This window comes from Alistipes sp. dk3624 (assembly GCF_009557455.1).
Classification (GTDB): domain Bacteria; phylum Bacteroidota; class Bacteroidia; order Bacteroidales; family Rikenellaceae; genus Alistipes_A; species Alistipes_A hominis.
The window spans coordinates 1,439,019-1,460,908 of the sequence record NZ_CP045651.1 but is presented as its reverse complement, the minus strand read 5'-3'; the positions used below and the strand labels follow the sequence as shown (position 1 = coordinate 1,460,908).

The 21,890-nt window shown below is 55.5% G+C and carries 17 protein-coding genes and 1 tRNA gene; 8 read left to right on the top strand and 10 right to left on the bottom strand.

Annotated features, from left to right (window positions below):
• Positions 1-74: 74 nt before the first annotated feature.
• Complete coding sequence (locus tag GFH31_RS06155; RefSeq protein ID WP_153498339.1) at positions 75-1,913, top strand: PQQ-binding-like beta-propeller repeat protein; 1,839 nt, start codon at positions 75-77, stop codon at positions 1,911-1,913.
• Positions 1,914-1,997: 84 nt separating this feature from the next.
• Here GFH31_RS06155 and rbr read toward each other — a convergent pair whose 3' ends face one another.
• Complete coding sequence (rbr, locus tag GFH31_RS06150) at positions 1,998-2,576, bottom strand: rubrerythrin (RefSeq protein WP_101572130.1); 579 nt, start codon at positions 2,574-2,576, stop codon at positions 1,998-2,000.
• Positions 2,577-3,099: 523 nt separating this feature from the next.
• On the opposite strand from rbr, the gene GFH31_RS06145 reads away from it, so the two are divergent.
• The 4 genes from GFH31_RS06145 to mgtE all read left to right on the top strand — a co-directional run bounded on the left by GFH31_RS06145 (position 3,100) and on the right by mgtE (position 9,260).
• Positions 3,100-5,004 carry a class II glutamine amidotransferase gene (locus GFH31_RS06145; RefSeq protein WP_118456932.1) on the top strand — a complete coding sequence of 635 codons (1,905 nt, stop codon included), beginning with the start codon at positions 3,100-3,102 and terminating at the stop codon, positions 5,002-5,004.
• 75 nt (positions 5,005-5,079) lie between these two features.
• Entirely contained in the window at positions 5,080-7,224 is a 2,145-nt protein-coding gene (locus GFH31_RS06140) for a protein-disulfide reductase DsbD family protein (RefSeq protein WP_118456976.1), read from the top strand.
• Positions 7,225-7,404: 180 nt separating this feature from the next.
• A tRNA-Ile gene (locus GFH31_RS06135) sits at positions 7,405-7,478 on the top strand.
• A gap of 396 nt (positions 7,479-7,874) precedes the next feature.
• The gene (mgtE, locus tag GFH31_RS06130) at positions 7,875-9,260 is read left to right on the top strand and encodes a magnesium transporter (RefSeq protein WP_153498338.1); all 1,386 of its coding nucleotides are present in this window, start codon (positions 7,875-7,877) and stop codon (positions 9,258-9,260) included.
• A 159-nt stretch (positions 9,261-9,419) separates the two neighbouring features.
• On the opposite strand, the gene GFH31_RS06125 is transcribed toward mgtE, so the two are convergent.
• Together GFH31_RS06125 and GFH31_RS06120 are read right to left on the bottom strand one after the other, a co-directional pair.
• Positions 9,420-10,658 (bottom strand): tyrosine-type recombinase/integrase, encoded by a 1,239-nt coding sequence (locus GFH31_RS06125; RefSeq protein ID WP_101572135.1) that lies wholly within the window; start codon positions 10,656-10,658, stop codon positions 9,420-9,422.
• A 77-nt stretch (positions 10,659-10,735) separates the two neighbouring features.
• Positions 10,736-11,791 carry a winged helix DNA-binding domain-containing protein gene (locus GFH31_RS06120; protein WP_153498337.1) on the bottom strand — a complete coding sequence of 352 codons (1,056 nt, stop codon included), beginning with the start codon at positions 11,789-11,791 and terminating at the stop codon, positions 10,736-10,738.
• A gap of 162 nt (positions 11,792-11,953) precedes the next feature.
• On the opposite strand from GFH31_RS06120, the gene GFH31_RS06115 reads away from it, so the two are divergent.
• Complete coding sequence (locus GFH31_RS06115) at positions 11,954-12,325, top strand: DUF488 domain-containing protein (RefSeq protein WP_101572139.1); 372 nt, start codon at positions 11,954-11,956, stop codon at positions 12,323-12,325.
• A 44-nt stretch (positions 12,326-12,369) separates the two neighbouring features.
• On the opposite strand, the gene GFH31_RS06110 is transcribed toward GFH31_RS06115, so the two are convergent.
• A complete protein-coding gene (locus GFH31_RS06110) occupies positions 12,370-13,554 on the bottom strand; it encodes a 6-bladed beta-propeller (protein ID WP_153498336.1) in 1,185 nt (394 codons plus the stop codon).
• Between the two features lie 547 nt (positions 13,555-14,101).
• Between GFH31_RS06110 and GFH31_RS06105 the strand changes: the two genes are divergently transcribed.
• Together GFH31_RS06105 and GFH31_RS06100 are read left to right on the top strand one after the other, a co-directional pair.
• Positions 14,102-14,806 carry an SOS response-associated peptidase gene (locus GFH31_RS06105; RefSeq protein WP_153498335.1) on the top strand — a complete coding sequence of 235 codons (705 nt, stop codon included), beginning with the start codon at positions 14,102-14,104 and terminating at the stop codon, positions 14,804-14,806.
• Between the two features lies 1 nt (position 14,807).
• Positions 14,808-16,271 (top strand): DHA2 family efflux MFS transporter permease subunit, encoded by a 1,464-nt coding sequence (locus GFH31_RS06100; RefSeq protein WP_153498334.1) that lies wholly within the window; start codon positions 14,808-14,810, stop codon positions 16,269-16,271.
• Between the two features lie 66 nt (positions 16,272-16,337).
• Here GFH31_RS06100 and GFH31_RS06095 read toward each other — a convergent pair whose 3' ends face one another.
• The 6 genes from GFH31_RS06095 to GFH31_RS06070 form a co-directional block, all read right to left on the bottom strand.
• Positions 16,338-16,565 carry a (4Fe-4S)-binding protein gene (locus tag GFH31_RS06095; RefSeq protein WP_118456926.1) on the bottom strand — a complete coding sequence of 76 codons (228 nt, stop codon included), beginning with the start codon at positions 16,563-16,565 and terminating at the stop codon, positions 16,338-16,340.
• Between the two features lie 11 nt (positions 16,566-16,576).
• Positions 16,577-16,879, bottom strand: a complete 303-nt coding sequence (locus GFH31_RS06090) for a GNAT family N-acetyltransferase (RefSeq protein WP_194285238.1) — start codon at positions 16,877-16,879, stop codon at positions 16,577-16,579.
• Between the two features lie 181 nt (positions 16,880-17,060).
• Positions 17,061-17,480, bottom strand: coding sequence for a lipocalin family protein (locus tag GFH31_RS06085; RefSeq protein WP_409049066.1), 420 nt, complete (start codon positions 17,478-17,480; stop codon positions 17,061-17,063).
• A gap of 330 nt (positions 17,481-17,810) precedes the next feature.
• Complete coding sequence (locus GFH31_RS06080; protein WP_101572150.1) at positions 17,811-19,505, bottom strand: SulP family inorganic anion transporter; 1,695 nt, start codon at positions 19,503-19,505, stop codon at positions 17,811-17,813.
• 311 nt (positions 19,506-19,816) lie between these two features.
• Positions 19,817-20,731 (bottom strand): hypothetical protein, encoded by a 915-nt coding sequence (locus tag GFH31_RS06075; protein WP_101572152.1) that lies wholly within the window; start codon positions 20,729-20,731, stop codon positions 19,817-19,819.
• A 100-nt stretch (positions 20,732-20,831) separates the two neighbouring features.
• A complete protein-coding gene (locus GFH31_RS06070; RefSeq protein WP_101572154.1) occupies positions 20,832-21,788 on the bottom strand; it encodes a nucleoside recognition domain-containing protein in 957 nt (318 codons plus the stop codon).
• Positions 21,789-21,890: the final 102 nt, after the last annotated feature.

The following is a 21,890-nucleotide window of genomic DNA, read 5'->3' as shown; positions in this document are numbered from 1 at the left end:
TTTTTTCGTTCGTTTCTCCGGCGAAAATGCCCGGAATCCGTTACCTTTGTAGAAGGTTTAAAATATTGCGGGTTATGAAAAGAATGTTGTTTGCCGTTTTGTTGCTGGCCGTTGTGTCGGCCCGTGCGGAAGGATTCCGTTTTGCGCTGATGAGCGATCTGCACGTCACGGCCGATTCGCTGGCCGCCAACGACTTGCGACATGCCGTCGATCAGATCAATGCGACGCCGGGACTGAGCTTCGTAATCGTTTCGGGCGATTTCACCGATTACGGAGACGATGCCTCGCTGCGGAAAGCCAAAGCGATCCTCGACGGGCTGAAACTGAAATATTACGTTACTTCCGGGAATCACGAAACCAAGTGGAGCGAGTCCGGGGCGACCGCTTTCGGGCGCATTTTCGGTTCCGACCGTTTCCGGTTCGAGTACGGGAATTACCTGTTTCTTGGGTTCAATACGGGGCCGGTGATCCGGATGGCCGAAGGGCACGTCGCGCCGCAGGACGTTAGCTGGCTCGAAAAGGAGCTCGCGGACTACGGAACCGAACGGCCGGTTTTTCTGGTTACGCATTACCCGATGATGAAGGGCGACGTCGATAATTGGTACGCGGTGACCGATGCCGTCCGCAAATACGATATCCGGGCGTTTATCGGCGGGCATTACCATACCAACCGGCTGGCCGATTACGACGGTATTCCGGCTTTCATCTGCCGTTCGACGCTACGGGGCGGCGAGCCGTTCGGCGGATATTCGGAATTCGAAGTGACGGCCGATTCGGTGATCGTTTACGAGCGGAAGATCGGGGCCGGACCCCAGCGATGGGGCGCGTATTCGTTGAAAGATACCTATTTTACCGCAGATACCGCCGGATATGTGCGCCCCGACTTTTCGATCAACGCGCGGTACGGCAGAGTGAAAGAGACGTGGATGACCCCGATCGGCAATGCGATCTATTCGTCGCCGGTGCTTTGCGACGGGCGGGTGTACGTGGGCGACGACCTCGGACTGTTGAATTGCCTCGATGCCGCGGATGGCAGGTTGCTGTGGCGGTTCGCCGCGAAAAATCGGATCATCGGAACGCCGGCCGCAGCCGACGGAACGGTCGTGTTCGGGTCTGCCGACGGCAATATTTACGGAATAGACGCGAAAAAGGGGAAATTGCGCTGGAAGGTCGAAACTTCGGAAGCGGTGCTCGGCGCCGTGACGATCGACGGCGGAGTAGCCTACGTCGGTTGCAGCGACCGGACGTTCCGGGCGATCGACGTGCGTACGGGCCGGGAGGTATGGACGTTTACCGGGACGAACGGATACGTCGAAACGCGTCCGCTGGTTTACGACGGCAAAGTGATCTTCGGAGCCTGGGACGACCGCCTGTATGCGTTGGACCGTTCCGACGGACGCTTACTGTGGTCATGGAGCGACGGGCGTCGTGGGATGCACTATTCGCCCGCCGCGGTCTGGCCGGTGGCAACCGCCGGACGGATTTTCATAGCGGCTCCCGACCGGGTGTTGTCGGCGATCGACGCTTCGACCGGCCGGACGCTGTGGCGTACCGCCGAATCGACCGTGCGCGAAACCGTAGGGCTCTCCGAAGATTCGTCGAAAGTGTACAGCAAAACGATGCGGGACAGCGTCGTATGCTTTTCCACACGCGGCGACCGTTCTGAAAAATTGTGGGCGTCATACGTGGGTTTCGGTTATGAAATCGCGCCGTCGATGCCGCAGGAAAAAGACGGGGTCGTCTTCGGAAGCACGATGAACGGGGAGGTCTATGCGCTCGACGCGTCGGACGGCAGCGTGCTGTGGCGGCATAAGGTCGATAACTCGCTGATCAGTACGGTCGTGCCGCTCGATCGGAACCGTTGCCTGTTCACCAGTTCGGCCGGGATCGTCGGGTTGCTGGAAGCGCGGTGACGGATGCTTCGGGAAAAAGGATAAAAACGGCGGAGAATCCTCGGATTCTCCGCCGTTTTGTACGAGATTCGTACGAACCGTCGATTAATAATTGTTCTTTTTCGGTTCGAAGTAGGCTTGCGGGTGAGCGCAGGAAGGGCAGCTTGCGGGCGCTTTCTTGCCTTTGTGGATGTAACCGCAGTTGCGGCACTGCCATTCGATCTCTTCGTCGCGTTCGAAAACCTTGTCGGCTTCGACGCGGGCCAACAGCGCGCGGTAGCGTTTTTCGTGCTCGGCTTCGACGGTGGCAATCGAGCGGAAAACGGCGGCGATCACCGGGAATCCTTCCTGATCGGCCACATCGGCGAACGTCGGGTAGAGATCCGTCCACTCTTCGTTTTCTCCGGCTGCCGCGGCTGCGAGATTCTCTTTAGTTGTTCCGATTACGCCGGCCGGATAACTCGCCGTAATCTCGACCATGCCTCCTTCCAGGAATTTGAAGAATCGCTTGGCGTGTTCCTTTTCCTGTTCGGCCGTTTCGGCGAATACGCCGGCGATCTGTTCGAAGCCCTCTTTTTTGGCTACGCTTGCGAAAAATACGTAACGGTTCCGTGCCTGCGACTCCCCGGCGAAAGATTTCAACAGGTTCTGTTCGGTTTTCGTGCCTTTGATACTTTTTCCCATTTCTTTAAGCTTTTATAGTAAATGATTTCGTTATGTCTCTGCTTTCCAGTACAAAGATACGCGGAGATCGGAAAAATAGCAAACGATCCGCGATCATAAATATTTATAACCGTATAAGTTTATGTGATCCGTCGCGAGGCCGAAGACGTCGCATATGCCGGAGCCGCCCGACCGGTTTTCAGCCGTATGCCGCAAAAAGAGTTTTTTGTAGGTACGGCTTTTCTTCGAAAAACGGCGGATTACGACGTCCAATCGGGTTTGGACGGTAAATTTCCCGAATTTTTCTTTTGAAATAACGTCTATCAAAATATATTCTCCTAAGTAATCTTCCGGCGTTTGCAAAACGTGTGCGTAAGCGCAATCGGTTCGCAGGGAGAAAAGTCGCCGCAATTTTTGGCCGGCGTGAAACGTTTATCCGATAACGGGGTATTGTTTGTCAAGTCAAAAATAAATACCTTTGACGCGTGTCTATCCGCGGATTTCGCGGGTTTTCCACAGGAACCCGATTTATTTATACGACATTATGAGCGATTCGATCAAACACGAGTGCGGCATTGCCTTTATCCGCCTGCTCAAGCCGGCCGATTACTACCTGAAAAAGTACGGCACCTCGTTCTACGGACTTAACAAAATGCATATCCTGATGGAGAAGCAGCACAACCGGGGACAGGACGGCGCGGGAGTGGCCAACATCAAGCTGTACCCGGAACCCGGATGCGTTTATATCAACCGGGTGCGTTCGAACGGAGCCGCTCCGATCAAGGATATTTTTCAGCAGATCGACGTCCGGATCAACGAAGCGGTCGCGAAGAACCCGCAGGTGCTGCAAGATCCGCTGCTGCTGAAAAAACAGGTGGAGTTTACCGGCGAGATTTTTCTGGGACACCTGCGTTACGGGACTTTCGGCAAAAACGACATCGAGAACGTGCACCCGGTCTCGCGCGAGAACAACTGGATGACGCGGAGCCTGGTGCTGGCCGGGAATTTTAACCTGACCAATATCGACGAATTGTTCGACCGGCTGATCGAGTTGGGGCAATATCCGCCCGCAAAAACCGATACGGTGACGATTCTCGAGCGCATCGGTCATTTCCTCGATCGTGAAAACGACGATAAGTACCGCTATTTTAAAGATAAAGGCTATTCGAAGCACGACGTCACCGAAATGCTGGCCAAGCACATCGACCTCAAGGAAGTATTGTCGCTGTCGGCCCGCCGTTGGGACGGGGGATATGCGATGGCGGGGGTGATCGGCCATGGCGACGCGTTTATCATGCGGGACCCGTCCGGAATCCGTCCGGCGTTCTACTATTGCGACGACGAGATCGTCGTCGCCGCTTCGGAGCGCGCGGTGATTCAGACGACATTCAACCTCGGGTACGAAGATATCCGGGAGCTGACGCCGGGCCACGCTTTGATCGTGCGACGCGACGGAGAGGTATCGGTCGATCCGTTTACCGCGCCGCGGCCGATCCGGCCCTGTTCGTTCGAGCGGATCTATTTCTCGCGGGGCAGCGACCAAGATATTTACCGCGAGCGCAAGCAGCTCGGACGGCAGCTTGTGCCGCAGATTTTGAAAAGTATTGATTACGACATCGAAAATACGGTGTTTTCCTATATTCCGAATACGGCCGAGAGCGCTTTTTTCGGCCTGGTCGAAGGACTGGACGAATACTGCCAGGGCGTCCGTGCGCAACATATTCTGGAAGAGAACGGCAGGCTGACCGAAGCCCGGCTCAAGGAGATCCTGCGTTTCAAGCCCCGGATCGAAAAGGTGGCGATCAAGGATGTCAAGATGCGGACGTTCATCACGCAGGACAACGAGCGCGACGACCTGGTGGCGCACGTTTACGACATCACCTATGGCACGATCCGTGCCGGGGTGGACAATCTGGTGATCATCGACGATTCGATCGTGCGCGGGACGACGCTGCGGCAGAGCATCATTCGGATACTCGACCGGCTGAAACCGAAAAAGATCGTGGTATGTTCGTCGGCGCCCCAGATCCGTTATCCGGACTGCTACGGGATCGACATGTCGCGCCTGAGCGACTTCGTGGCGTTCCGGGCCGTAATCGAACTGCTACGCGAACGCGGGATGGAGCATGTGATCGAAGACGTTTACCGCAAGGCCGTCGCCGAGCTTCAAAAAGGAGACCGCTCCGAGACGGTGAACTGCGTTACCGAGATTTACGATCGTTTCACCGATGAGGAGATATCGGCCAAAATCGCGGAGATCGTTACGGCTCCGGAGATACAGGCTCGCGTCGAGGTGATCTACCAGACGGTCGCCGATATGCACAAAGCCATTCCGATCCATAACGGGGACTGGTATTTTACGGGAGACTATCCGACTCCGGGCGGAAACGTCGTCTCGAACAAAGCATTTGTCAACTTCTACGAGAACCGGAACGAGCGAGCGTATTGATTTTCGGGTGCGAATGAGCAAGCGGGGTCCGCCCGGTCGGAAGGAGCGGTTGATCCTAAAATTTAAGATCGCATGATGAACCTGTCACTTCTGAAAAAAATCGTTTGCCTGTCGGCCTTGCTGCTGGCGGCGCTGCATGGAACCGCCCAGCCGGCCGATCCGGTCAGTTGGTCGGTTGCCGTCTCCGAATCCGGCGACGGGATTTCCAGGATTGTTTTTAAGGCCCGGATCGCGGAACCGTGGCACATGTACGATACGGGCCCTTACGACGGCGGCCCGAATGCGACGGCTTTTACGTTCGAACCGAATGCGGACGTTACGTTGCTCGGAGGGATCGAACAGCTTTCGAAACCCGTACGGGTGTACGATTCGCTGTTCGCGATGGAGATCGGTTATTTCGAAAAAAACGCCGAATTCGTTCAGAAAGTACGGGTCGCCCCGGGCCGCGAAACGACGCTGAAAGCCGTGGTGGAATGGATGGCTTGCGACGACGAGAGTTGCCTGCCGCCCGCCGACCGTACTTTTTCGATTCCTCTGAAGGCAGCCGCCGTACAGACGGCCGCAGGAGGGGCGTCTGCGACGCCTGCGGCACCGGTTTCCGCTACGGGTAATTCGTCCGCGGTTGCGCAAGCCGGGGATATGACAACGACCGACACGGCAGCGGATACGGTCGTAAATGCGGTTCCGGACGCGGATTCGGCGGTGGTGTCGCAGCCGCTGTTGCAGCCGGACGCCCCGGTCGGCGGCGGAACGCTGTGGAGCGCGATCATCGAAGCGATCCTGTGGGGATTCGCCGCGCTGCTGACGCCCTGCGTGTTTCCGATGATTCCGATGACCGTGTCGTTTTTCCTGAAAGGGAGTGGGAACCGTGCGCGCGGACGCCTGATGGCAGCCTTGTACGGCATGTGCATTGTCGCGCTGTATACGCTGCCGATTGCAGTTATCATTCTGATAACGAAACTGGTAGGCGGAGATGCCGTTACGGCCGATATTTTCAACTGGCTGGCGACGCACTGGATTCCGAACGTGATTTTCTTCCTCGTATTCATGGTTTTCGCGGCGTCGTTTTTCGGCGCGTTCGAGATTACGCTGCCCGGATGGCTGGTCAATAAGAGCGACAGCAAGGCCGACAAAGGCGGTTTGGTCGGTCTGTTCTTCATGGCGCTGACCCTCGTGTTGGTTTCGTTCTCCTGCACCGGCCCGATCGTCGGTTCGGTACTGATCAAATCCACTTCCGGAGAGGTGTGGGCGCCGGTAATCACGATGTTCGCTTTTTCGGTGGCTTTTGCGCTGCCGTTCACGCTGTTCGCGCTGTTCCCATCCGTGCTGAACAACCTGCCCAAAAGCGGCGGATGGCTCAACTCTGTAAAGGTGGTGCTCGGGTTTCTCGAACTGGCGCTGGGGCTGAAATTTCTCAGCGTGGCCGATCAGACCTACCATTGGGGCATCCTCGACCGGGAGGTTTATCTGGCGCTGTGGATCGTTATCTTTACGCTGCTCGGGTTTTACCTGCTGGGCAAGATCCGGTTCAAACACGACAGCGAAGTACAGTCGGTCGGAGTGACGCGGCTGTTGCTCGCGATCGTTACCTTTTCGTTCGTCGTTTACCTGTTGCCCGGAATGTGGGGAGCGCCGTTGCGCGGATTGTCGGGTTACTTGCCGCCGTTGCATACGCAGGATTTCGTGCTGGATGCGGCCGAATCGCCTGCCGGAAATTCCGGCGGCGGAAAGGCCGGCGACGCTTTCCCCGTCGCCAGGCACAGCGATATACTGAACCTACCGCACGGATTGAACGGCTTTTTCGACTACGACGAGGCGCTGGCCTATGCCCGCAAAGTGCATAAGCCGCTTTTTGTCGATTATACGGGTCACGGGTGCGTCAACTGCCGGGAAATGGAGGCGCGCGTATGGGCCGATCCGCAGGTGCTGCAACTGCTGCGGAACGATTTCGTGATCGTGGCGCTCTATTCGGACGACAAAAAGGAACTGCCCGAAAACGAATGGGTGACCGCCGAAACGGGCCGCGTGCTCAAAAGCATCGGCAAGATCAACGCTTACCTTGCACACAAGCGGTTCGGGATCAATTCGCAGCCCTATTACATGATTCTGGGCCCGGACGGCGAACAATTGGCTCCGGGGCGCGGGTATAATCTGGATGTGGATCAGTTCGTCGCTTTCTTGAGGCAGGGATTGCGTAATTACCCGGTCGGAGCGGAGTAGTCCGAATGCTCGGTATGGACGGGAGTTACGGGGATGGCGGTTTTGCGCTGTAATTTTGCGTATTTGGAAAGATTTTCTACCTTTGCAAACGGAAAAATGGGCGTTTGTCTTGCGGAAACCGATCTGCGTATGCGGAGTGTTTCCGTTGCGGGGGAAGGGCGTCCGTTGTATTGAAGAGCAGGGCCCATAGCTCAGTTGGTTAGAGCGGCAGACTCATAATCTGAAGGTCGGGGGATCATGCCCCTCTGGGCCCACTTTCGAATCCGAACACTTGCAGTCTCTGCAAGTGTTTTTTATGCGTCGGGGGCGGTTTACGGCGCCGAATCCGCTGTATTTCGATTTTGCGCCGGCGACCGGACAGCCGGGAATACGATCCCGAACCGGTTTGACAAACAGACCGCGAACGGCAATCGGGCGCGCTGCAACCTCTCCGGCTTCACGGCCCCGTTCCGTTTTAAAATTGGATATTGGGAAACTAATCGTACCTTTGCATCCGCATACCGTGTGCGTTCCGTATGCGACGATCCTTTATAAACTAAAATCATTACGATGGACGAAGGCCCTTATTGTCGACAGACGACCCCGATTGTTTAACCGACCGCAGAAGCCTTCCGAGTCTCCTGCGGTGTAAATTCGCAAGGAGAGACCGTATGATCAATGAAATCAAAAACCGGTTCGGGCAATTGATTGCCGACAAGAACTGGAAAATCCTTAAAAGCGAGCTCAGCGATCTTGAGCCGTTTCAGATCGCCGAAGCGATCGGCGAACTTCCCAAATCCGACCGGACGATTCCGTTCCGATTGCTTTCGCGCGAGTCGGCGAAAGAGACTTTCAAACATCTCTCGCACGATCAGCGCGAGGAGATTATCGACGGACTGGCCGCCCACATCGATAAGATGACCGACCTGCTCAATGACCTGGATCCCGACGACCGCACGGCGTTTTTCGAAGAGTTGCCCGGCGAAGTGAGCCAGCGGCTCGTGCAGATGTTGTCGCAGGAAGAGCGCGAGGTCGCCATGAGGCTGCTCGGCTATCCGGAAGACAGCATCGGTCGGCTGATGACCCCCGAATACGTGGCCGTCCGACCGTATTTCACGGTCGCTCAAGCATTGGAGCATATCCGCCGTTACGGTCGCGATTCCGAGACGCTCGACGTGATTTATGTTGTCGACGAGCATTGGAAGTTGATCGACGACATCCGGATCAAGGAGGTCATTCTCGCGTCGCCGGCTCGTAACGTGTCGGAGATTACCGACAACCGTTTTGTCGCGCTTCGCGCCGAAGACGATCAGGAAGTGGCCGTCCGCGCCTTTCAGGACAACAATCGCACGGCATTGCCCGTCATCGGCGGCGACGGCACCCTGCTGGGTATCGTGACCGTCGACGACGTGATGAACGTGGCCGAGCAGGAAAGTACCGAGGACTTCCAGAAGTTCGGCGGTACGGAGGGGCTGGATCTCTCTTATACGCGGACCCCGCTGGCCGAAATGGTGCGCAAACGCGCCGGCTGGCTCGTTATTCTTTTTTTTGGCGAAATGTTGACGGCATCGGCGATGGGCTATTTCGACGACGAGATCGCGCGGGCCGTCGTGCTCGCACTGTTCGTGCCATTGATCATATCGAGCGGCGGGAACTCGGGCTCGCAGGCGGCCAGCCTGATCATTCGTTCGTTGGCGCTTGGCGAGTTGAAGTTGCGTAATTGGTGGTACGTGATGCGCAAAGAAATTTTCTCGGGGCTGATCCTCGGAGCGATTCTGGGGATCATCGGATTCGTGCGGATTTTCATCTGGCAGGAGGCCGGACTGTACGACTACGGGACGCATTGGCCGTGGATCGCCGCCAGCGTGTCGGTTTCGCTCGTTTTTATCGTGCTGTGGGGTACGCTGTCGGGCTCGATGATTCCTTTTATCCTGAAAAAGTGCGGACTCGACCCTGCCACGGCCTCGGCGCCTTTCGTCGCGACGCTCGTGGACGTAACGGGGTTGATTATCTATTTCTCGATCGCGGCGCTGTTCCTGACCGGAAAGATTCTTTGATGGGGTTTGCTTTTCCCGTTCGGTAAATAAACGAATACAATCTTTAGTGCGACCGTACTAAAGATTGTATTTTTATGAAAAAGCGAAACGAAAAACCGGGAAAGGGCCCCGAATGTGCGAAACCGGGGCCGGTTCCGTCCTTTGGGCGGGGTGCGGGTTTTATAGGCTGCTCGTTTTCCCCGGCCGGTTCAGGCTGAAAATGATTTTGCGGTTCGCCTCGTCGATGACGGAGTCCTCCAGCGAGGCCAGGTAGATCTGGGTCGTCGCCTGCGAACGGTGCCCCAGTCCGGCGCTGATCACCGACAGCGGAATGTCGCAGTTGCGGGCCGTCGTCGCCCAGGTGTGGCGCGAAACGTAGGACGAAAGAGGAGTGTCCGCCTGCAGCAGTTTCGACAGTTTTTTCAGCAGCTTGTTGTAATAGCTCAGTGCATTCTGATACTGCGCATAAGCCTCGTTCTCGTCGGTGGCGGCGATGATCGGGAAAACGTAAGGGGAGTTTTTCGTTTTACGGGCGTAGCGGCGGATGATTTCGGTGATGCAGGGCTCCAGCCGGATGCATAGGGACTGGCCCGTTTTGCGGCGGATGTACTGCGCGGTTTGATCCCGGACGTCCGACTTGCGGAGGTAGGCCATGTCCACGAAGGCCATTCCGCGCATGTAGAAACTGAAGACGAACAGATCCCGGGCGTAAGCCAGAGACCGGGAGCCGCGCAAATCCAGTTTTCTCAGGCTTTCGATCGTGGCCATGTCGACGGCCCTCTTGCGGGTTTTGTCTACGCCCGTATAGACTTTTTCGAAAGGGGCACGCTGCGAGGCGATTCCTTCGCCGACCGCCTTGTTGTATACGGAACGCAGGATCCGCATGTAAAACGAAACCGTATTCCGCGTAACGCCCCGTCTTTTGAGCCATTGTTCGTAGTCGGCGACCAGTTCGGCGGTGCAACCGGCGAACGACAGGTCTTCCCCGTGCAGAAACTGCGAGAAACTTTGCCGGGTTCTCCGGTAATTCCGGGCCGTTCCCAATCGGCCGTGGGCGAGCAGTTGTTCGATCTGCCGTTCCATGAATCCGAAAAAAGTTTCGCCCGAGTGCGATTCCCGGAAAGCCTGCGCTACGTCGTGCGCCGTATAGTGTCCGGCGGCGCGTTCCAGCGCGCCGATCGCATTTTTCAGGACGGACAGGTCGGAGTCGATCGCGCGTTGTACTTTTCGCAGGTAATAGTCGCCCCCGGTCAGCAGGACGGGTGCGACGCATTGCCTGACGCCGTCCCATTCTGCCGGGAGCAGTTTGTATCCGGTCGTGATCTGAACGGATTTCTGACGGTGGGTGATTTGGTAGTAAACCGAGCCGGCGCGGCCCGGAACCGACGAATTGCGGAGTTTGATTCTCACTGTTGCCATAATTTTCCTGGATTGATGTTTTTCCGGGAAAAAGATAATGACGGCGGTGAAAAATCGTCATTTTCGCGGTAAAAATATCAGACGGCGCGGTAAAATGCCCGGTATCGGTTTACGGCCTCCTCCAGGATGTCCCGGTCGACGGCGGTATCCGTTTCGAAAAACGAAGTTTCGACGCAAGAGTCGTCCGGCCGTGCCGGGCGTTTCCAGTTTCCGGCGATCCGGCCGCCGTACAGGATGACCGGATAGAAAATACCGTAATTCGTGAAGGCCCTGGCGCGGTGCTCCGGACGCAGGACGTCCGTACGGTCTTTGTAACCGATCAGGTACTCGTCGTAGGCGGGCAGCAGGTACAGCGGGACGCCGGAGGTCTCCGCCGCACGGCAGGATTCGTGCACGAATAGTTCCCGCTGTCCGAAACGTTCGGCGGTCAGCGATCTTCCGATGAGGCCGACCGAATGCCGGGCTTCGGTGACGGACAGTCCCGACCACCAGACGAAATCCTGCATACTGGCCGGTGAGTGGCTTCTGAAATAAGCGGTAGCCAGCTTTGCCAGGGCTTCGTCCGGATGCAGCTCCGGGACGGGCGGGACGCGTTCCTCGAGCAGGGCGTAGGTTTGCTTGCCGCCGCTGAACGGTCCGCTGCATACGACCGCTTCGGTTTCGGCGCGCATCAGCAGGCGGGTCAGCCGCGGCGTGTCTGCGGCGATCCCCTGCCGGTTCAGTTCCTCCCCGATCTGTTGTTTGGTCAGGTTTCTGTTGCCCTCCAGCATTTTTTCGAGCAGCCGGTCGCACCGGTAGTGCAATTGTTCCGTAAGCTCCAGTTGCCGGCCTTTTGCCAGCGATTCGTTGGCCGACCGGATGCGCCGGGCGGAGAGTTTCAGCATCCAGCGGATGTCTTCCGCGGCGACCAGATGCCAGGTCGGCCGCATCACATGCGTACGCAAGATTTCTCCCCGAGAGAAGGCTTCCCCGACCGATCGTGCCGTCGCCGATTTCAGCCGTATGCCGACGGCCCAGCGGGCCATGGCGTAATCCTGAGCCTGAATGGCTCCCATCCATGAAACCAGTTTTTTCGGCGTGTCGAAACGCGGGGCGGCCAGTTGTTGTCCGGCCAGGCGGATGTCGGTTATCATAGTCGTCGTTTTTGCAAAAATAGGTTAAATCGGGCCTTCCGAAGTATTATTCGCCGGATATTTATCCGATCGGCGGGAAACCTTTCGATCCGGTGTCCGCAGATTCGGTTTTGGCGCATTCCTTGCGGGAGGGTTTCGTATTCGATCCGTTAAACCGAAAAAATGACACGAATCAAGATCAAACGCGCTTATGAAAAACCGGAACCGGACGACGGTTTCCGGGTGTTCGTCGACCGGCTGTGGCCCCGCGGAATGCGGAAAGAGGATTTCCGCTACGACTTGTGGGCGAAGCAGATAGCCCCTTCGGCCGCTCTGCGAAGGTGGTATCACGAAGATATGCCGGGGCGTTGGGAAGAGTTCGGCCGCCGTTACGCCGCGGAATTGCGGCAGTCGCCAGCCGTGGCGGAATTCGTCCGTCAGATCACCGGAAACGACACCGTTACGTTGGTGTACGCTTCCCGGAACGCTTTGCAGAATCATGCCCTGATCCTGCAAGATTATCTGGTAAAAGTTATGAGTGTTATGACTGTATAGTAGTTATTCAAGTCGTCTATTTACGCGTGAATTGTTGTCGAGATTCAATAATCGGGGTATATCCATTTGTAAAATATCAATACGGGATTACTGTTTTCTTCAATGCATGTTCCTATTTCGTTCAGTAATGTGCACTCCTTTCCGTTTTTTTTGTAATCGTCGATCCATGAAATTATTCGTGTAGAAGTAACGGGATTGATTATGTATCCTGTATTATCGGAATCGATGTACGGGTGTATATAGGACAATTTTATGCCGTTTTTATCCGCTCCTGTGGGTGCTGAATATAATATATGCCCTTCGGAAGAGGTTATGATGATATACGGTTTGTGTTCATAGCGGTAAATAATCAGGTTTCCATTGTTGAAATGGTAAAAATTATGAGGAGTCGTAGGATTTTCTTCATTTAAAGAGTTCACATAATCCATAACGGTTTTCGGAGAGTCGTCCACCGCTGGTCTGCGTGTATTGAAGTCGAATGCCAGATAAGGCGATACGGCTCCCGTAGCTTGTGATACTTTGTAAATAGTATCGTTCAGGATGGAAGACATGTAAATGGTGTCGTCGTACTGGCAAAAAAACGAACGGCACGATCCGTAAAAAAATTTGTTACCCGTTAAAACTTTGTTGAACGGCAATCCTTTGTGTATTACTTTGCCGCTGTCAGAAATGCATACGTAGTTGTATTCTTCACGCTTACCGTCTTCATCGCCCGATCCATTCGCCATATTGTATGCTATACAACCATTGTCCAGAAGTTTAAACGACCATGTTTTACGCGCGTTTTTCATCTGGTATTTGAAATTGCCGGATTCGTCGTAAACATATATTTTCCCTTGTATGGGATCGTTCAGAAATATTGAACCGTCGGATGTTACTTCGAAATCAGAAAGATATAAATATTCGCCTCCTGCACGCCCTTTTTTGTCGATTTTTGAAACAAAAGATCCGTCGGCATTGAATATAAAGACCGCCCCTTGTTTCCAATCAAGAATATAAATTTTGTTATGTATGATTTGTATTTTATTGATCTCCCCGATCAAAATATCATTGCCGGTTTGAAGCGGCACAAAATGGGAAAATTCAAGGAACTCATTGATTTTTGAAGAGCCGTCATCTCTTTTTAGTTCGACTTTTACGGTATTGACTTTGACGAGACGATCCGATTTGTCAGAACAACTGATAAGGAGCAACAAGCAAACATGCAGAGTTAAAAACTTTTTTATCATATTTCATATTTGGGGATGGTGAAAAATATCTACCGGATAAATAAAGTCTATCCGGTAGATGAATCGAAGTATTATGGGCATTTGACGCTCCCTGTCCCTATACATACGACACAATCGTATTCTTGGCCTTTTTCATTCTCGCAGGTTCCCGTTACCTTTACCTCGGATCCGTTTTTGTTTTCATCTTGTGCCAATACTTCGACATTTACAAGAAATAATCCGGAGTCGATATTCGTCGAACATGACGAACGGGCTGTGAAAAATGCCGCAATGCCAATGGCTGCAACGAAACAAATGATTGAACTTTTAATTTTTTCAAATAGATTGTAAGTTTAAACAAAATAATTGATATGTAAAAGTTTATAGTAAAATAATTTGGGATTCGGATGTTGTAAGGAATTAAACGGTCGGGTAAAGGTTTATATCCTTGTTGTCGCTTTAATCATAATTGTTTTTAGCAGGAAGTTCCAATTTGTTTCATAATGACTCGGTATGATACGGATTTTCTGGCACCGAATTGGCAGGTATTCCGGTAAAACCAGAGCCTATGTGTTATCATATCTCATTGGCGGCCGGCCCGGCGGAACTCGCCGCGCGCTACGGTCGTAAAGCCGACCTGATCGAACGGTTCAAGCCCCTGTACCATGTGTCGGCATTCAGCTATCCGGAGTATCCGGTGGTGACGTCCGATCTGGAGATCGAACTGTTCCGCTGGGGACTGATCCCGTTCTGGGCCGACGAGTTGGAAGACGCTTTCGAACTGCGCTATCGGACGTTCAATGCCCGCGCCGAAACCGTTTTTACGAAACCCGCTTTCCGCAAGCCGATCCGCCGAACGCGCTGCCTGGTGCCCGTAACCGGTTTTTTCGAGTGGCGGCACGAGGACGACCGGCGGATTCCCTATTACGTCGCTCCGGCCGGGGGCGGTATCTGCTCGCTGGCCGGGGTGTACGACATGTGGCGGAACCCGGATACCGGCGAACAGGTCGAGACTTTTGCGATCATCACGACCGAGGCCGACGCACTGATGCGTTCGATCGATAATGTGAACGGGCGGATGCCGGTGATTCTGACCGGACGGCAGCAGCAGCGGTGGCTCGATCCGTCGCTGGACGAGGAGGCCGTCCGGTCGCTGCTGGAGCCGTTGCCCGACGGCCTGCTGCGCGCGGAAACGATCGATAACGGTTTTCTGAAAAAGTCGCCGGACGATCCGACGATCCTGCAACCTCGGACGGAATCCGCACAGGCCTGATATGGGAGGGTTCGGAGAACTTCAACGACGTCTGCGCGCCGGCAGCGGCTACAAATGGTGGGTGCTGGGCCTGGTTATGCTCGGTACCTTCATGGCGGTACTCGACGTGACGGTCGTCAACGTCGGCATTCCGACCATCATGTCCGCATTTCATATCGGCATTTCGTCGGCCGAGTGGATCGTGACCGCGTATATGATTACGATGACCATCATGCTGCCTTCGTCGGGGTGGATTGCCGACCGGTTCGGCAACAAGCGTTTCTATATCGTCGGACTGGCGCTGTTCACGCTCGGTTCGGGATTGTGCGCGCAGGCCGACAGCGACGCTTTCCTGATCGGGGCTCGTGCGTTGCAGGGAGTCGGCAGCGGGATCATCCAGTCGCTCGGACTGGCTATCGTGACCCGCGAGTTTCCGCCGCAACAACGGGGATTGGCGCTCGGCCTGTGGGCCGTGGCCGCGGCCGCGTCCATTTCGTTCGGGCCGCTGATCGGCGGCTACCTGGTGGACGATTTCAGTTGGCACTTGATCTTCGACGTCAACGTCCCGATCGGCATCCTGGCGATCGCGCTGTCGGCGGTCGTTCAGAAAGAGTGGAAAAGCCCGGTGCGGGGACGGTTCGACTGGGCGGGCTTCGTCAGCATCGCGTTGTTCATGCCGCTTTCGGTCTACGGGCTCGCCAAAGGGAATTCCCCATCCAACCCGGACGGATGGGCTTCGCCGCAGGTGATCGGCTGTTTCGTCGCTGCGGCCGTCGCGCTGGCCGTATTTATCGCGGTGGAATTGCGGCATCCGCACCCGCTTCTGAATATCCGGCTGCTCGGCGACCGGCATTTCGGGGTCGCGATGACGGTGCTTTTCATCTTCGGCATCGGTATGCTGGGCGGCACTTACCTGTTGCCGTTGTACATGCAGAAGGGGTTGGGATATACGGCGGTCATGGCCGGCAGCGTTTTCCTGCCGGTCGGGCTGATCCAGGGAATCCTGTCGACCCTGTCGGGATTTCTGACCCGCTACTTGAAAATCCTGCCGTTGGTTTTCGCCGGCGTGCTGGTCATGTCGCTCAGTTTTTACCTGGCGAGCCGTTTCACGATCCATACGACCCACGGAAGCATCATGTGGGTGCTTTATCTGCGCGGGTTCGGCATGGGACTGACCTTCGCGCCGCTGAACCTTTTTTCGCTGAAAAATCTGTCGCTGAAAGATATGGCCGCCGCATCCGGAATCGCCAACAGCGTCAAACAGCTTTCCGGGAGTATCGGGATCGCGATGCTGACGGCGATCATGACCTCCCGGACATCCTATCATGCCGCGCGGGAGTCGTTGTCGTCTGCCGAAACTTTCGTCGGGGGGATTACCGACGATTTCGGCGTCGTATGCCTGATTACGCTCGCATCGCTGCTGCCGTTCCTGCTGATGCTCGTAAAGCGGAGAACGGGCCGAACGGGGACGGACGTTTCGAAGTAGAGGCCGGTGGACGACGCCGGAAAAGAAAACCCTGCGAAAGCAGGGTTTTCGATGACGGGAAGGTTTTTAAACCGATTGTTTCTTCAGTATCTTATAACTCAGCGCGCCCGACGGGCATTTCCGGATTTGCTCCTTGAGCTGTTCCGTCGTGGCGTTCTCGGGTCTTATCCACGGCTTTTCTTGCGGGTGGTAGACTTCCGGAAGCGTTTTTACGCAGATTCCGGCGTGCCGGCAGCGCGCCGGTTGCCAGAAAACGGTGATTTCACCGTTCGAATACTCGATCGTGTTTTTCATAGTCCGGTGTTTTATGCGATGTTGATTCCTTCCATGACGAGGCGTTTCCATTCCGGATGCTTCTGGACGTATCCCGCGACGAAGGGGCACAGCGGCACCAGGCGCAACTGCTGTCGCTCGATGTCTTCCAGCGCCAGCCTGACCAGGCTGCTGCCGACGCCCTTGCCTTCCAGTGCGGACGGGACTTCGGTGTGCGTCAGGTAAATCTCTCCGTTTTTCGTTTTGATGTATTCGATTCTCGGGATCAGGTCGCCGATGCGAAATTCGTACTGGTGCAGGGCGACATTGTCGATCAGTTTGTAATTTTCCATAATTTCTGTTTTTTTAAATCGCTTGTTCTGAATTACGGTTGACTCTGTTTGTCAGCGCAATTTGTTTGCCAAAAATTTTCCGATCGGTTTCCGGTTTTTGCGAAGGGGAAGCGGCGCGCTCCGAGAAAACGAAAAATCCCCGCGGAAGATTCGCCGCGGGGATTTTTCGGATATGAACGAATCTCTATTTCTGTCTTGCTAGGCGCCACAGCACGTTGCCGTCGCGGGAAAGCACCAGCGAATCGGCGTTTAGCTTGTCGATCCGGAGGGTGTCGGTTCCCTCGATCGTCTGTCCGTTGCCGATGCTCTGGCTTTTGAGCAGCAGTTCGCCGTTTTCCAGGTTCCATTGCTGGAAAGCGAGGGTCGCCATGTTGATCGACGAGGCCGTGCCGTCCTGTTTCAGTTCGAAGCCCTGCACCTCGTCGGCGTTGATCGGGTTGGGTTCGATCCATTTGCCTTGGATGTAGTAGTACGGCGAGTGAGCGGTTACGACAAGTTCCGTCGCTTTCAGGATCCGGTTGCCGCCGACTTTTTCTCCGATGCAGGTTACCGTGACCGAATCGTCGACCAGTACGCCCGGCACTTTCGCCGGATCGGCATCCATCGTGCTGATGGCTACCGTGTCGCCCTGATCGGTGACTACCAGGATATCGTTCATTGAAGCGTCCGTTACGATGCCGTGTATGGATTGCGGCGTTTCCGGTGCGCAGGCCGTTAGTCCGGCGGCGATTGCCGTCAGAGTGCCGACAAGCAGATTCGATTTTTTCATGAGTTGATTTTTAGAATATTGAAAAACATACGTTTCGGTTGACCCGATAAATGTAAAAAATAAATTCCGAAAAACCGCGCCGTTTCTTTTGTTCTTGGCGGTTACGGTTTCCGTGTCCGCAACGGATTATCCGTTGCGAACGGTTTTTGCAGGCGCCGTCTCCGGTTATCTTTTTCCCGGATGCCGTGCGGCGAGTTCCTTGCGGGCCTGTTCGAGCGCCAGGTCGATGTGGCTGCAGATATTTTCTTTCCCGATCAGGTCGTAGAACCGGGCCTGTTCGAGCGTGCGGTGGACGGTCGGGTTTACGCCGGAGAGGATGATCTGTACGCCTTCCCGTTTCGACATCCGGCACAGGTTGGTCAGGTTATGAATCCCCGTCGAGTCGATGAACGGGACTTTCCGCATCCGGATAATGCGGATCTGCGGGTGGTTGCCGAGCGCGACCATCTGTTCTTCGAATTTGTTGGCGATTCCGAAAAAGAAGGGCCCGTCGATCTCGTAAACTTCGACTCCTTCCGGGATGACGAGGTGTTCCGCGCCCAGCGAGATGCCGGCGTCGGCGTTCGGATCGATCTCGTCTTTCAGTACGGAGATGTTCGTCGTTTCGGCCACGCGGCGCATGAACAGCAGGCAGGCGATCACCAGTCCGACCTCGATGGCGACGGTCAGGTCGAACAGGACGGTCAGCAGGAACGTGACCAGCAGCACGGCTACGTCCGCTTTCGGGTTCGACATCAGCGCCCTGAACGTTCGCCATTCGCTCATGTTGTAGGCGACGATCACCAGGACTCCGGCCAGGCAGGCCATCGGGATGTGCCGGGTCAGCGGGCCGAGACACAGCAAGATCAGCAGCAATACCGCGGCGTGGATCAGTCCCGCGACCGGCGTTTTTCCGCCGTTGTTGATGTTGGTCATCGTGCGGGCGATGGCTCCGGTTGCCGGAATACCGCCGAAAAGCGGCGTGACGATGTTGGCGGCGCCCTGTGCGATCAGCTCTTGATTCGAATCGTGTTTGTCTCCGGTTACGCCGTCGGCGACGGTGGCCGACAGCAGCGACTCGATCGCGCCGAGTACGGCGATGGTGACGGCCGCCGGGAACAGGCCTTTGATTACGTCCCAGCTCATGTCGGGTACGGCGACTCCCGGAAGCGATGCGCTGATCTGGAAACGGTCGCCGATCGTTTCGATCGAGGTGACTCCGGCGTACCGTCTGAGCAGGTAAGTAAGAAGCGTCATTGCGAAGATGGCGACCAGCGAACCGGGAATTTTTTTCGAGATGCGAGGCCATAGGGCGATGATGGCGATGCTGCCTATTCCGACGACGACCGAAAGCGGGTCGGCCGTGCCGATATTTTCGAAATAGCACTGCCATTTGGGTAGGAAATCGGCCGGGACGGAGTCCGCGCTCAGTCCGAGCAGGTCTTTGATCTGCGTGGTGAAGATCGTAACCGCGATGCCGCTGGTGAATCCGACGACGATCGGGTAGGGGATGAATTTGATGACCGTGCCCAGCTTGAAGACGCCGAGCATGACCAGGATCGCGCCGGCCATGATCGTCGCTACGATCAGTCCGGTTTCGCCGTAACGGGCGATGATACCGTAGACGATCACGATAAAGGCTCCGGTGGGGCCGCCGATCTGTACTTTGCTGCCGCCCAGCAGCGAGATGACGAACCCGGCGATGATGGCCGTGATAATCCCTTTTTCGGGAGAGACGCCCGACGCGATGCCGAATGCGATAGCCAGCGGCAGCGCGACGATGCCGACGATGATGCCGGCCATTAGGTCGGCGGTAAAAGTCTCTTTCGAGTAACCTTTCAGCGAACTGAAAAGTTTCGGACGGAACGTAAATGTTTTCATCGACCCGAATCGATTGATTGATTTTGGTTTGAAAAATGTGCAAAAGTAACTAAAATTAACCATTATTCCCGCGAATCTTATTATTTTGTGAAGAAGAAGACCGGCGTTGTGTCTGGCTTTCGGATAGGGAGGATGATTGTAAAAGGTTTGTTATGAGGCTTATATGTGTGTCCGGACGGTGTCGTTTCTTGTTCGCGGTTCTTTTGTGCCTGGCATTCGTCGGCCCGGTGCGATTGAAGCCCGGATACGAAAACGCCCGCGAAAATTCTGAGATTTTCGCGGGCGTTTTATTTCAGGGAGTTGCGCGTATACTAATATTCGGTCGTGTATCCGCCGTACGAGATCTTGATTTTCGGGAAGCAGGTGTTCAACTGGTCTCCTCCCATCACTTCGGCGGTCGTGTAGTTGCTCATCATTTCGTCGTCGTTGGCGAGGCTGATCGTCATCAGTCCGTTGCCTACCGGGGCCGAAGCCGAGCAAGCCGGATTGAATTGGAACGGCTTCGGCGTCGAAACGTTCAACTGATCGGCCGGCAGGTACATCGTTTTACCGTTCAATACGCTGGTCGATACGGTGAAAATCGAGTTCCGGACGTCCGTTAACTTCTGGGTTCCTGTCTCTTGTTTGATCGTGTAAGAAGCGGTCCAGTCGGATTCGAATTCGATTTCGGAACCGTCCGAACCCTCTACGATACCCGCGTCGGGCAGTACCGAGACGAGTTGCTGGATGCTTACCTGCCATGTATTATCGCCCGAGTTCGTGACCGAATAGGTGCCCGAAGAGGTGTAGATCGCTTTGCTGTCGCTGAACATGGCGTAAGAGTCCGAAAGGTAGATGTCCCAGCGCGCACCCGCTTCTGCCAGCGAGCCGTAACCGTTTGTCGAGATGGTGATCGTTCCTTTTCGGGGATAGTCGCCGGAGATCGAACCGCTGTTGAAAACCAGCTTGTAGTTGGCGCGGGTTTCGTCGTAAGAGATGACGGTTCCCGTGCTGAACATTTTTTGCCGGATCTCGCCCGGCGCGGCGTTGAAGTCCCCGTCTCCTTCGGCGATCAGGATGTTCAGCCTGAAAGCGACGTTGAACGGGTCGAGCGCTACGAGGGTTTGTTTGGCCGCCGACGAGTAGATGATGTAACCGGTGCTGGTCATGTCGCGTTCGAATTTATCGTTTTTCAGGCAGGAAGAGAATGCCGCGACGCATCCCAGGAGTAAAAGAAGTCTTTTCATGTGCTTTTAACGTAGTTTTATGTTCATTTTCAAAATTACATAACGTATTCTAACAAGATGTTATTGTTTCTCTAAAAGTTGCACGACGCGTTTGCGAATTTTATCCGGGTGCTATGCTGCGGCGGGGGTTCCGCAGGCGGACGAACAGGCGGATGATCCATACCGTGCAGATCGCCAGTATGATACGGGGCACAAGCAGCCAGAAAAGCCCTACCCCGATCGAGTAGAAGATAGCGGTATCTTCCAGCAGGCTGTGCGAGATGGCGACGTGCGCGTTCAGCAGCCGCGAATCTTCCCTGCTGATCGCGCCGCGCCGGATTTCGTCGACGAGAGCCGCGCCGCCGTAGGTCAGTCCCACGACGTTGCTGATGATCCACAGGAACGAAGTCGAGCGGGGCAGTCCGAACACGGCCATCAGCGGTTGCAGCGGGACGGTCAGTAGGTCGAGCAGCCGGAACTCCTGCAGGATGCGTTGGAGGATGTTCAGCGAGACGATGATGATCCCGATTTTCAGCGACAGCGGCAGGATGGTTTTCAGCCACAACAGTCCCGCTTCTGCCCAGGTTTCGGGAGATACTCCGGCCGGGGGCAGAAACAACCTGCCCGTCATGTGTTTGGGCAGAATCAGGTTCATCAGGGCCGCGGCGATGAAAGCCATGCCGATCCGCAGCAGGGTCATCTTCAATCCGGAGGCTCCCGTTTTGTGCTGGATGGCCGATTCGATGATCAGGCAGTGGCAGACCAATGCCATGACCGCCAGGATGACTACGCTCCGGTAATCGAAGCCGAGCGTGGCGATGACGGCCACCGCGGCGTAGTTGTTCGACAGTGCGGCGGTCAGGAATACGAGTCCGCTGTCGCCGGGCAGTCCGACCAGTCCGAACAGCGGGGCGATCCATTCCGAGATCCGGCCGATTACGCCGAGGTGCTCCAGTATCGAGATGGCCAGCGTGATCGGGACGACCATTTTGATTACCCATACGGCTGTCCGCCAGGCGGGTCGCATGGCTTCGCTTACGGCGCGCAGCAGGCGGATTCGGAATGAGTTTTGTTCCATGACTTTGGGGGGCGGCCATTCGCCGGCCAGCAGACAAAGCTACGACATAATTTGTGAATAATAAAAAGGATTGCGTACTTTTGGAGCGGTTCCGTCCGTTCT

Coding starts and splice junctions, on each gene's coding strand:
- GFH31_RS06080 (WP_101572150.1), bottom strand. CDS start 19,505: ATGAAAACATTTACGTTCCGTCCGAAACTTTTCAGTTCGCTGAAAGGT.
- GFH31_RS06140 (WP_118456976.1), top strand. CDS start 5,080: ATGAACCTGTCACTTCTGAAAAAAATCGTTTGCCTGTCGGCCTTGCTG.
- GFH31_RS06155 (WP_153498339.1), top strand. CDS start 75: ATGAAAAGAATGTTGTTTGCCGTTTTGTTGCTGGCCGTTGTGTCGGCC.
- rbr (WP_101572130.1), bottom strand. CDS start 2,576: ATGGGAAAAAGTATCAAAGGCACGAAAACCGAACAGAACCTGTTGAAA.
- GFH31_RS06120 (WP_153498337.1), bottom strand. CDS start 11,791: ATGATAACCGACATCCGCCTGGCCGGACAACAACTGGCCGCCCCGCGT.
- GFH31_RS06145 (WP_118456932.1), top strand. CDS start 3,100: ATGAGCGATTCGATCAAACACGAGTGCGGCATTGCCTTTATCCGCCTG.
- GFH31_RS06115 (WP_101572139.1), top strand. CDS start 11,954: ATGACACGAATCAAGATCAAACGCGCTTATGAAAAACCGGAACCGGAC.
- GFH31_RS06075 (WP_101572152.1), bottom strand. CDS start 20,731: ATGAAAAGACTTCTTTTACTCCTGGGATGCGTCGCGGCATTCTCTTCC.
- GFH31_RS06070 (WP_101572154.1), bottom strand. CDS start 21,788: ATGGAACAAAACTCATTCCGAATCCGCCTGCTGCGCGCCGTAAGCGAA.
- GFH31_RS06085 (WP_409049066.1), bottom strand. CDS start 17,480: ATGGATGCCGATCCGGCGAAAGTGCCGGGCGTACTGGTCGACGATTCG.
- GFH31_RS06110 (WP_153498336.1), bottom strand. CDS start 13,554: ATGATAAAAAAGTTTTTAACTCTGCATGTTTGCTTGTTGCTCCTTATC.
- GFH31_RS06100 (WP_153498334.1), top strand. CDS start 14,808: ATGGGAGGGTTCGGAGAACTTCAACGACGTCTGCGCGCCGGCAGCGGC.
- mgtE (WP_153498338.1), top strand. CDS start 7,875: ATGATCAATGAAATCAAAAACCGGTTCGGGCAATTGATTGCCGACAAG.
- GFH31_RS06095 (WP_118456926.1), bottom strand. CDS start 16,565: ATGAAAAACACGATCGAGTATTCGAACGGTGAAATCACCGTTTTCTGG.
- GFH31_RS06125 (WP_101572135.1), bottom strand. CDS start 10,658: ATGGCAACAGTGAGAATCAAACTCCGCAATTCGTCGGTTCCGGGCCGC.
- GFH31_RS06105 (WP_153498335.1), top strand. CDS start 14,102: ATGTGTTATCATATCTCATTGGCGGCCGGCCCGGCGGAACTCGCCGCG.